Below are 11,156 nucleotides of genomic sequence, written 5' to 3'. Positions count from 1 at the left end.
CGTCGCGAGCGTGACAAGCTGGAAGCCTCGCTGGGCGGCATCAAGGACATGAACCGTCTGCCGGACGCGATCTTCGTCATCGACATCGGCCACGAAGACATCGCCATCAAGGAAGCCAAGAAGCTCGGCATCCCGGTGATCGCTGTCGTCGACACCAACTACAACCCGGAACTGGTCGACTACGCGATCCCGGGCAACGACGACGCCATCCGCGCTGTGCAGCTGTACGCCCGCGCCGCTGCCGACGCCGTGCTGGAAGGCAAGGCTGCTGCGCCGCACGCCGCCACCGTCCGTGAAGAAGAGTTCGCCGAAGCCGCGGCCGCCGAAGAAGGCAAGCCGGCTCGTCGCGCTCCGGCCAAGAAGGCCGCTGCCGACAAGGGCGAAGCCCAGGCCTGATCCAGGCCCCTGGTGGGCGCCACGCGCCCACCGATCCTGTCCGCTGCCAACGGCGCGACGACAGGACACTGTCACACGGGCCGGCCACCATGCCGGCCCAACCCCTTTCTTTCGTGAGGAAATCCCGTGGAAATCACTGCTTCCCTGGTCAAGGAACTGCGCGAGCGCACCGGCGCCGGCATGATGGAGTGCAAGAAGGCACTCACCGAAAATGGCGGCGACATCGACGCCTCGGCCGAATGGCTGCGCAAGTCGGGCCTGGCCAAGGCCGACAAGAAGGCTGACCGCGTTGCTGCCGAAGGCATCATCGTTGCCGCCCAGGACGGCAACAAGGCCGTGCTGGTCGAGATCAATTCCGAAACCGACTTCGTCGCCAAGGACAGCAACTTCCTGGACTTCTCCAAGGCCGTTGCCGCCACCGCCCTGAGCTCGGGCGCTGCCGACATCGACGCGCTGAAGGCCGCCAAGCTGCCGACCGGCGAGACCATCGAAGAAGCCCGCGCCGCCGTCATCGCCAAGGTCGGCGAGAAGGTCGACGTGCGTCGCATCGTGCGTCTGGAATCGACCAACAACGTCGCTGCCTACGTGCACGGCGGCCGCATCGGTGTGCTGGTTGAACTGGCCGGCGGCGACGCCGAGCTGGCCCGTGGCCTGGCCATGCACGTGGCTGCCATGAACCCGCCGCACAACAAGGCGGCCGATGTGCCGGCCGACTTCGTGGCGAAGGAAAAGGAAATCGAACTGGCCAAGATGTCCGACAAGGACAAGTCCAAGCCGGCCGACATCCTGGAAAAGATCATCAGCGGCAAGATCGCCAAGATCGTCAACGAAGTGACCCTGTACGGCCAGCCGTACGTGCTGGACACCAACCAGTCGGTCGAGCAGGTGCTGAAGGCGGCCGGCGGCGACGTGGTCGGCTTCAAGCGCCTGGCCGTTGGCGAAGGCATCGAGAAGGTCGTGGAAGACTACGCGGCCGAAGTGATGAAGCAGGCCGGTCTGGCCTGATCATCGCCTCCAGCGCGATAGCGAAAAAGCCCGGCTGACGCCGGGCTTTTTTTTTGCTCCACGCCTCTGCGCGTGACATCGCCGCCGTTGACGTTGCAGCGCCCCTCAGCCCTTTGACTGGAACGACACTTCTTCGTAGGGCTGCACCACCACCCAGCCTTCGCCGGCGAACTTCATCTGCAGACTCTCGCCCGAGCCGCGACCGACCAGCGTGCCCAGCGACACATCCGCCACCACCTCCGGCGACAGCGAACCCGACCACGCTACCGTCGCGTTCGGATCGGTGAACACCGGCCCGCCCTGCGCCGTCACCCGCAGCGTCATCGGCTCGTAGTGCGACGTCACGGCCACGATGCCGTGCCCGCTCAACCTGATGTTGAACAGCCCGCCGGACAGCATCCCCGCCACTTTCTTCATCATCGTGATCTTCGACTCGATCCCGGTTTCGAAGGCCAGCACATCGTTGCCGTTGACGAAGATCGACTCGCCCGCCAACCGCAGCAGCGTCACCTTCTTGCCCGCATCGGCCAGGTACACCCGCCCCTGCCCTTCCACCTTCATCAGTTGCAGGCCTTCGCCGCTGACCATCTTCTTCAGCAGCGTGCCCAGCCCCTGCTCCAGGATGCCCTGGCGGGTGAACTTCACCCCGCCCTTGCGCGCCACCATCGACCCCGCCTTGGCCCACACCAGACCATCGACACGCACCTCCAGCATCCGCGGGCTTTCCAGCTCGAACGCGTCGGCGCTCACATCCTTTTCCTGCGTGGTGGACAGAAACTCCTGAAGCGACTTCACGGTCATGGGGACAACGTCCTTGAGATTGAGACCGCGAATGGTAGCGCCCACCGCCCCAACGGCGCACGCCTTCGAACCCCAGGCCCCCACCTCTCGCCCGCCACTCCCCCATTCGTCGGCGGATGTGTTACCAAAGAACCTGTCGCGCCTGCCCCCTGCAGTCTGCCCACTGGTTTTGCCTTGCATGGCGCCTCGGCGCACCATTGCCAACGCCAGTTTCCATAACAACGCAAGAATCCACGATCAAATCTGTGACGCACACCATGTATTCTTGCCACAACACATCAATAGCCCCGCCATGCCTCCCGAGCTGACAGCCGCCCTGGCGCTCTGCCGCAACCTGCCCTCGCCACCCGGTATCGCCTTGCGCATCATCGAGCTGGCGCAGGACCCGGAAGCGGACATCACCACTGCCGCCGACATCATCGCCATCGACATGGCGTTGAGCGCGCGCATGCTGCGCATCGCCAACTCGCCGCTGTACGCCAGCCGCCGCCGGATCGAAAACCTCGGCCAGGCACTGACCATGCTCGGCCTCAACGCCACCGTCAGCCTCGCCCTTGGCTTCACCGTGACCCAGGGGCTCACCGGCCCGGGCGAAGGCCAGGACCTGCGCGAACGCGCATGGCGACGCAGCATTCTCAGCGCCCTCGCCGCCAGCCTGCTCGGCCAGGCGCGGGGTCTGCGCAAGGCCGAAGAGCTGATGCTGGCCGGCCTGCTGCAGGACATCGGCGTGCTTGCGCTGGCCCAGGCCGAGCCGGAACGCTATCTGCCCCTGCTCCGCCAGGCCGCCGACAACGACGCGCTGGTGGCACTGGAACGTGAACACCTCGCCTGCAGCCATGCCGACGTAGGCGCCTGGATCGCCGAAGCGTGGGCCTTGCCGCGCTACCTGGTGGAGAGCATCGCGCGCAGCGAGCAGCCCGAGGCCACCGAAGACACCTTCCAGGCCTGCGTCGCCGTCTCGGGCGCGGTAGCCGACATCTGGCTGAGCCGCGACGCCGATGCGGCCCGCGAACACGCCCTGCAGCTGGTCAATACCCGGCTGCAGCTGGACAGCGCCCAGTTCGACCAGGTCCTGGCGCGCATCAGCGAAGCGCTGCCGGACATCGGCGCCCTGTTCGAGACCACCCTGTTCTCCCCGGCGCGCGTCCAGCAGCTGATCGACCACGCCCAGGAACTGGCCACCCTGCGCAACCTGCGCGAGATGCAGGACGCCGCCCAGGCCCGCAAGCGCGCCGATGAATTCGAGGCGCGCGCCAACCGGCTGGCCGAGCAGGCCCATCGCGATGCCCTGACCGGCGTCCTCAACCGCCGCCAGCTCGAGGCCGTGCTGGAACAGGAGTTCCTGCGCGCCACCCGGCACGGCTGGCCCCTGTCGGTGGCCTTCATCGACCTGGACGACTTCAAGAAAATCAACGATGCCCACGGCCACCTGATGGGCGACCAGGTCCTGCGCATGTTCGCCAGCAAGCTGCAGGAGCAGCTCCGCAACAGCGACACCGTGGCCCGCTTCGGCGGCGAGGAGTTCATCGCCCTGCTGCCCAACACCACCGAACCGGTGGCCCTGGAAGTGGTACGCCGGGTCCTGGCCAACATCGTCAACACGCCGATGGCCGAACTGGAGGGAGGCCCCCTGTTCGTGACCTTCTCGGCCGGCGTGGCGACCCAGGGCGGTTACGAGCGTTTTGCCGATGTTCAGGACCTGCTGAAGGCCGCCGACGACGTGCTGTACCGCTCCAAGAACCTGGGCCGCAACCGCGTCATCGCTCGCTCCCCGAGCTCCGCCCCGGCCTGAACGGGGCCGTGACGACAGGCCCCCGGCGGTCCCGCCACGGACGCCGCAGTGCAGCAAAATAATCCTGCTCCGCGGCCCGGCTTCCAGTAGAATTCCCGCGTTTTCCACGCATCCAGAGGCCACCATGTCCAATCTCACCTATCGCCGCATCCTGCTGAAAGTTTCCGGGGAGGCGCTGATGGGAGACGAGGACTACGGCATCGACCCCAAAGTGATCCACCGGCTGGCGCGTGAAGTGCTCGAGGCCCAGCAGGCCGGGGCTGAAGTCGCCCTGGTCATCGGCGGCGGCAACATCTTCCGCGGCGCCGGCCTGGCCGCAGGCGGCATGGACCGCGTCACCGGCGACCAGATGGGCATGCTCGCCACGGTGATCAACGCGCTGGCCATGCAGGATGCGCTGGAAAAGCTCGGCGCCAAGGCGCGCGTGATGAGCGCGATCAAGATCAACGATGTGTGCGAGGACTACATCCGCCGCCGCGCCATCCGGCACCTGGAAAAGGGTCGCCTGGTGATCTTCGCCGCCGGCGTCGGCAGCCCGTTCTTCACCACCGACTCCGGTGCCGCCCTGCGCGCCATCGAGATCGGCGCGGATCTGCTGTTGAAGGCCACCAAGGTCGATGGCGTCTACGACAAGGACCCCAACAAGTACAGCGATGCCGTGCGCTTTGACACGCTGAGCTACGACGAAGTGATCCGCCGCGGCCTGGAAGTGATGGACACCGCCGCCTTCGCACTGGCGCGCGACAGCGACCTGCCGCTGCGCGTGTTCGACATGGGCCAGCCGGGCGAACTGCTGAAGATCCTGCACGGCGAGAACATCGGCACCCTGGTGCAGGGCCGCGACAGCGCTGCCTGACCCCCGCGCCCCCGGCAAACGGCACCGATTCCGCAACCGCAGCCCACGCAGCGGCGCGGAACTGGTGCCGATGGGCCCGGTATCGGCCCGTATTCGCCTATAATCGCCCGATTCCAGTTACATCCAGGATTCGGGCGATGCTCAACGATATCAAGCAGGACGCGCAGACGCGCATGGCAAAGAGCATCGATGCTCTGAAGCACACCCTCACCTCCATCCGCACCGGCCGCGCATCGCCGTCGCTGCTGGACCGGATCACCGTCAAGGCCTACGGCACCGACACGCCGCTCAACCAGGTCGCGTCGATCAGCGTCTCCGAGGGCCATTCGCTGGTCATCACGCTGTTCGACAAGGGCATGATCAAGGACGTCGAGAAGGCCATCTACGCCTCCGACCTCGGCCTGACCCCGAACGTGGCCGGCACCGTGATCCGCCTGAACCTGCCGCCGCCGACCGAGGAGCGCCGCAAGGAGCTGGGCAAGCAGGTGCAGAAGGAAGGCGAAGGCGCCAAGATCGCCATCCGCAACATCCGCCAGGACGCCAACAAGGCGATCGCCGCGCTGCTCAAGGACAAGTCGATCAGCGAAGACGACAAGAAGCGCGGTGAAGACGACATCCAGAAGCTGACCGACAAGTCCATCAAGGACGTCGACAGTGTCGTGGCAGAGAAAGAAAAGGAACTGATGGCGGTCTGAGCCCCCATGACCTCAGCCCCGTCCAGCGGCACTGCCGCGCCCCTGCCCCGCCACCTGGCCATCATCATGGATGGCAACGGGCGCTGGGCACAGAAGCGTCGTCGCCCGCGCGTGATCGGCCATCGTGCCGGCGCGCGCGCGGTCAATCGCACCATCGACTTCTGCCTGGAGCGCGGCATCGCCGTGCTGACCCTGTTCGCCTTCTCCAGTGAGAACTGGGGGAGGCCGCAGGAGGAAGTGGATGCGCTGATGAAGCTGTTCCTCAATGCGCTCGATCGCGAAGTGGACGAGCTGCACCGGCGCGGGGTCCGCGTACGCTTCATCGGCGACCGCCAGCGCTTCGGCGCCGGCCTGGTCAGCCGCATGCAGCTGGCCGAACAACGCACCGCCGACAACCGCGCGATGACCCTGAACATCGCGGCCAGCTACGGCGGCCGCCAGGACATCGCGCAGGCCGCGCGCGACCTTGCCGCCGAAGTGGCGGCCGGTCGCCTGCTGCCCGAGCAGATCGACGAAGCCCTGCTCGGCAGCCGCATCGCGCTGGCCGACCTGCCGCCACCGGATCTGTTCATCCGCACCGGCGGCGACACCCGCATCAGCAATTTCCTGCTGTGGCAGCTGGCCTATACCGAACTGTGGTTCACCGACGTGTTGTGGCCCGAGTTCGATGCCGCCGTCCTGCAGCAGGCCCTGGATGCCTACGCCGCGCGTGAACGTCGTTTCGGCCTGACCAGCGCCCAGATCGCCGCCCTGGCCACCGAGACCACGACCCCATGACCAGAACCCGAGTCATCGCCGCACTGATCATGGCGCCGGTCGCCATTGCGGCCATCCTGCTGCTGCCGACCCCGTGGCTGGCCGCCGCCGCCGCCGCCGTGTTCCTGATCGGCCTGTGGGAATGGCTGAAGCTGGCCGATGTCGACGACACCCTCGCCCGCACCGTGCTGCTGGTCCTGAACCTGGTGCTGATGGTGCTGATCGTGTGGGCCGGCGACGGCTCGCTGGTGCTGTACCAGATCGCCGCACTGATCGGCATCGGCTGGTGGGTGCTGGCCCTGGTATGGCTGCGCTTCTTCAACTTCGGCGCCAGCCCGAGCAGCCCGGCGCGTGCGCTCAAGCTGCTCGCCGGCACCTTGGCCATCGTCCCGGCCTGGGCCTCGCTGGTGCTGATCCATGCCAGCGGCAGCAACGGCCACCTGTGGCTGCTGACCGCGTTGGCGGTGGTGTGGGCAGCCGATTCGGGCGCCTACTTTGCCGGCCGCACCTTCGGCCGCACCAAACTGGCGCCGCGGATCAGCCCCAACAAGACCTGGGAAGGCCTGGGCGGCGGCATGGTCGCCGGCCTGCTGGTCGCGCTGGGCTTCGGTTTCATCGCCGGGGTCGAGAGCGGCCACCTGGTGGGCCTGACCATCACCGCTGTCGTCACCGTGTTCGCCTCGGTGCTGGGTGATCTGTTCGAGAGCCTGATCAAGCGCCACGCCGGCGCCAAGGACTCCGGCCACATCATCCCCGGCCACGGCGGCGTGCTGGACCGCGTCGACGGCGTGCTGGCCGCCCTGCCGGTCTTCGCCCTCGGCAAGGAGATCTTCGGATTCTGAGCATGACCAGCGTCAACACCCCCCGCCAGGTCGCCGTGTTCGGCGCCACCGGTTCGATCGGCGCATCCGCGCTGGACGTGATGGCACGCCATCCCGACCGGTATCGCGCCAGCGTGCTGGCTGCCGGCCGTCAGGTCGACGCGCTGGTCGCGCTGTGCGTGGCGCATCGGCCCGATCACGCGGTGATCGCCGACGCGACCCTGTATCCGGCCCTTCGCGCCGGCCTGCAGGCCGCCGGGCTGGCCACCGAGGCGCATGCCGGGGCGGCCGCACTGGATGCCCTGGCCGCCAGCGATGCCTGCGACACCCTGGTGGCGGCCATTGTCGGCGCGGCCGGGCTGTCGTCCACGCTGGCCGCAGCCCGGGCCGGCAAGCGCATCCTGCTGGCCAACAAGGAGTCGCTGGTGCTGGCCGGCGAACTGCTGATGCGCCAGGCTTCCGCGGCCGGCGCCGAGATCATCCCGATCGACAGCGAGCACAGCGCCATTTTCCAGTGCCTGCGCTCCTGTGACGCCAGCCTGGACGGGGCCGGCGTCCGCCGCATCATCCTCACCGCCTCGGGTGGCCCGTTCCGCGGCCGCCGCCGCGCCGAGCTGGCCGACGTCACTCCGGCCCAGGCCGTGGCGCACCCGAAATGGTCGATGGGGCCGAAGATCTCGGTCGATTCGGCGACGTTGATGAACAAGGGCCTGGAAGTGATCGAGGCCCACCACCTGTTCAACGTGCCCGGCGAGCGCATCGACGTGCTGGTGCACCCGCAGAGCCTGGTCCACTCGCTGGTCGAGTTCGTGGATGGGTCCACCCTGGCCCAGCTCGGCCTGCCGGACATGCGCACCACGCTGGCCGTCGGCCTGGGCTGGCCCCGCCGGATCGACTCGGGTGTCGGCGGGCTGGACCTGCTGACCCAGGGACGGCTGGATTTCGAGGCCCCCGACACCGACGCCTTCCCCTGCCTGAAGCTTGCGTGGCAGGCGATGGCCGCCGGCGGTACCGCGCCGGCCGTGCTCAATGCGGCCAATGAAGTGGCGGTTTCAGCGTTTCTTCAGGGTCGGATCGCTTTCCTTGCCATTCCGGCGCTGGTGGCTAACGCTCTGTCAACACTGTCGGTGGAGTCCGCCGATACACTGGAGGTCCTGCTGAGCGCGGACCGCCGTGCCCGCCAGATCACCGAAGCCGCCATCGACCCCGCCTGAATGCCCGACGCTCCCTCTTACTTTGCCATCGCTCATGGGTGACTTCATCGGATCGGTCTGGTGGATGATCGTCAGCCTTGGGCTGCTGGTGACCTTCCATGAGTTTGGCCACTACTGGGTCGCGCGCCGCTGTGGGGTGAAGGTACTGCGCTTCTCTGTCGGCTTCGGCCGGCCCCTGTGGATGCGCCGCAACCGCGCCGGCACCGAATTCGCGATTGCCGCCATTCCGCTCGGTGGCTACGTGAAGATGCTCGATGAGCGCGAGGTCGAGGTACCGCTGGCCGAGCGCTCGCAGGCCTTCAACAACAAGACCGTCTGGCAGCGGATCGCGGTCGTGGCCGCCGGCCCGCTGGCCAACCTGCTGCTCTGCGTGGCCCTGCTCTGGGCGATGTTCGTGATCGGTCGCCAGGACTATTCGGCCACCATCGGCCGCACCACGGGCATGGCCCAGGCCGCCGGCCTCCAGGCCGGCGACCGGGTGCTGCGGGTGGACGGGCGCGACGTCGTCACCGCCGGCGAGGCCAGCATGGCCCTGACCACGGCGGCGATGGACCGCAAGGACGCGCAGGTCGAGGTGCTGGACACCCAGGACCAGCAGCGCACCCGCATCCTGCCGCTGTCACAGCTGCCGGCCGGCTTCGACGAGCGCCGTGTTCCGGTGCTGGCGGGCCTGAACTGGCAGTACTGGCTGCAGCCGGCACTGGTGGACAGCGTGGTGCCGGGCTCGGCGGCGGACGGCGTGCTGCTGCCGGGCGACCTGATCGTGGCCGTGGACGGCCAGCGCATCGAAGCGGCCGACCAGGTGCCGGCCCAGGTGCTGGCGCTTGGCCAGCGCGGTGGCGCGGGCATGATCGACGTGCTGCGTGCCGGTGAACGGCTGGCGCTCGAGGTCACCCCCCAGGCGGGCAAGGGTCCGCGCGGCCAGGCGACCTGGCAGCTCGGCATCGCCTTCCCGCAGGGCCATGCCCCGGCCTACGACGCCGAGCTGAAGTTCGGCCCGTTCGCCGCCGTGCCGGTGGCGCTGCGCGAAACCGCCCGCCTGGCCGGCGATTCGCTGGGCATGATGCGCCGCATCGTGACCGGCAACGCCTCCCTGAAGAACGTGTCCGGGCCGGTCACCATCGCCCAGGTGGCCAATGGCACGGCCAAGCGCGGGGTGGACTGGTTCCTGTATTTCCTGGCCCTGCTGTCGCTGAGCCTGTGCATCATCAACCTGCTGCCCATCCCCATCTTGGACGGCGGGCACCTGCTGTATTACCTTATTGAGTTGGTCAAGGGCAGCCCGCTCAGTGAGCGCGCCATGGCCGCCGGTCAGTACATCGGCCTGGCGCTGCTGGCGGGACTGATGGGATTGGCGTTCTACAACGACATCCTTGGTCTGGCCCAGCGATGAACTTTTTTCTTTTGTCGTCGTCTTACACGCCGGCATCCCGCAATGTTGAAATCGACTCCAACCGGACGTGACATGACGCGACTCCCCAATCGCCGCCTGCTTGCCCTCGCACTCGCCGCCGGTTTCGGCGCGCCCGCCCTGGCGCAGGCAGCCGAGCCCTTCACCGTCAGCGACATCCGTGTCGATGGTCTGCAGCGCATCACCTCCGGTACCGTGTTCACCTACCTCCCGGTGGAGCGTGGCGACACCCTGACCGACAACAAGGTCGGCGAGACCATCCGCGCCCTGTACAAGACCGGTTTCTTCGAAGACGTGCAGATCGACCGCCAGGGCAACATCATGGTGGTGACCGTGCGTGAGCGCCCGGCGATCAACAAGCTGACCGTCACCGGCAACAAGGACATCAAGAGCGACCAGCTGCTCAAGGGCCTGAGCGACATCGGCCTGACCGAGGGCGGCACCTTCGACCGCCTGAGCCTGGACCGCGTGACCCAGGAACTGCGCCGCCAGTACAACGATCGCGGCAAATACAACGTCGACATCACCCCGACCGTGAGCCCGCTGGACCGCAATCGCGTGGACATCACCATCGCGATCAAGGAAGGCAAGGCCGCCAAGATCCAGCACGTGAACCTGGTGGGCACCGAGAAGTTCGCCTCCGAGGACATCCTGGAAACCTGGGAATCCAAGGAGCACAACTGGGCCTCGTGGTATCGCCGCGACGACCAGTACTCCAAGGAAAAGCTGTCCGGCGACCTGGAAAAGCTCAACTCCTGGTACCTGGACCGCGGCTACGTGGACTTCAGCATCGACTCCACCCAGGTGTCGATCAGCCCCGACAAGCGCGACATGTTCATCACCGCCGGCGTGACCGAGGGTGAGCAGTACAAGATTTCCGAGATCAAGGTCACCGGCGACACCATCCTGCCGCAGGAGGATGTCGAGCGCATGGTGATCCAGAAGTCCGGCGACACGTTCTCGCGTGCGCTGCTGGAATTCAGCTCGGATGCGATCACCAATTCGCTGTCCAACATCGGCTACGCCTTTGCCAAGGTCAACCCGATCCCGACCAGCAACCGCGCCGACCGTACCGTGGCGATCAACATGCAGGTCGTGCCGGGTCCGCGCGTGCAGGTGCGCCGCATCACGTTCAAGGGCAACACCCGCACCTCCGACGAAGTGCTGCGTCGCGAAATGCGCCAGTTCGAGAACAGCTGGTACTCGCAGGCCGCGATCGACCGCTCCAAGATCCGCCTGCAGCGCCTGGGCTACTTCGAGGCGGTGGACGTGGAAACCCCGCAGGTCACCGGCAGCAACGACCAGGTGGACGTGGTCTACAACGTCAAGGAAACCACCTCGGGCAGCTTCGTGTTCGGCCTGGGCTATTCGCAGTCCTACGGCATGACCACCTCGGTGCAGCTGTCGCA

11 protein-coding genes are annotated in these 11,156 nt (G+C 67.1%); 10 read left to right on the top strand and 1 reads right to left on the bottom strand.

Annotated features, from left to right (window positions below; translation table 11 throughout):
- On the top strand, positions 1–396 hold a 396-nt coding region (rpsB, locus tag ACPEH1_RS19885; protein WP_423716265.1), incomplete at its 5' end, for a 30S ribosomal protein S2.
- 126 nt (positions 397–522) lie between these two features.
- The gene (gene tsf / locus ACPEH1_RS19880) at positions 523–1,401 is read left to right on the top strand and encodes a translation elongation factor Ts (RefSeq protein ID WP_017355306.1); all 879 of its coding nucleotides are present in this window, start codon (positions 523–525) and stop codon (positions 1,399–1,401) included.
- Positions 1,402–1,506: 105 nt separating this feature from the next.
- Here the strand turns inward: tsf and ACPEH1_RS19875 are convergent, their stop codons facing one another.
- A complete protein-coding gene (locus ACPEH1_RS19875) occupies positions 1,507–2,202 on the bottom strand; it encodes an AIM24 family protein (RefSeq protein WP_017355307.1) in 696 nt (231 codons plus the stop codon).
- A gap of 292 nt (positions 2,203–2,494) precedes the next feature.
- Here ACPEH1_RS19875 and ACPEH1_RS19870 point away from each other — a divergent pair, with 292 nt between their 5' ends.
- From ACPEH1_RS19870 to bamA, 8 genes are all read left to right on the top strand, one after another.
- The gene (locus tag ACPEH1_RS19870) at positions 2,495–3,994 is read left to right on the top strand and encodes a GGDEF domain-containing protein (RefSeq protein WP_017355308.1); all 1,500 of its coding nucleotides are present in this window, start codon (positions 2,495–2,497) and stop codon (positions 3,992–3,994) included.
- A 124-nt stretch (positions 3,995–4,118) separates the two neighbouring features.
- The gene (gene pyrH / locus ACPEH1_RS19865; protein WP_017355309.1) at positions 4,119–4,850 is read left to right on the top strand and encodes a UMP kinase; all 732 of its coding nucleotides are present in this window, start codon (positions 4,119–4,121) and stop codon (positions 4,848–4,850) included.
- A 137-nt stretch (positions 4,851–4,987) separates the two neighbouring features.
- Positions 4,988–5,545, top strand: a complete 558-nt coding sequence (frr, locus tag ACPEH1_RS19860) for a ribosome recycling factor (RefSeq protein WP_017355310.1) — start codon at positions 4,988–4,990, stop codon at positions 5,543–5,545.
- A gap of 6 nt (positions 5,546–5,551) precedes the next feature.
- Positions 5,552–6,322, top strand: a complete 771-nt coding sequence (gene uppS, locus ACPEH1_RS19855) for a polyprenyl diphosphate synthase (RefSeq protein WP_017355311.1) — start codon at positions 5,552–5,554, stop codon at positions 6,320–6,322.
- Positions 6,319–7,143, top strand: a complete 825-nt coding sequence (locus tag ACPEH1_RS19850) for a phosphatidate cytidylyltransferase (protein WP_017355312.1) — start codon at positions 6,319–6,321, stop codon at positions 7,141–7,143. Before uppS ends, ACPEH1_RS19850 begins: the two co-directional genes overlap by 4 nt.
- A gap of 2 nt (positions 7,144–7,145) precedes the next feature.
- A complete protein-coding gene (locus ACPEH1_RS19845; protein ID WP_287256245.1) occupies positions 7,146–8,336 on the top strand; it encodes a 1-deoxy-D-xylulose-5-phosphate reductoisomerase in 1,191 nt (396 codons plus the stop codon).
- 34 nt (positions 8,337–8,370) lie between these two features.
- The gene (gene rseP / locus ACPEH1_RS19840; protein WP_287256248.1) at positions 8,371–9,729 is read left to right on the top strand and encodes an RIP metalloprotease RseP; all 1,359 of its coding nucleotides are present in this window, start codon (positions 8,371–8,373) and stop codon (positions 9,727–9,729) included.
- A 72-nt stretch (positions 9,730–9,801) separates the two neighbouring features.
- Positions 9,802–11,156, top strand: a 1,355-nt coding sequence (gene bamA / locus ACPEH1_RS19835) for an outer membrane protein assembly factor BamA (RefSeq protein ID WP_423716264.1), incomplete at its 3' end; no start/stop codon positions are given.

The organism is Stenotrophomonas sp. NPDC077421 (genome assembly GCF_049545505.1).
GTDB lineage: Bacteria > Pseudomonadota > Gammaproteobacteria > Xanthomonadales > Xanthomonadaceae > Stenotrophomonas > Stenotrophomonas nematodicola.
Note: the sequence above shows the minus strand (reverse complement) of the source record. Positions and strands in the feature narration are given on the sequence as shown.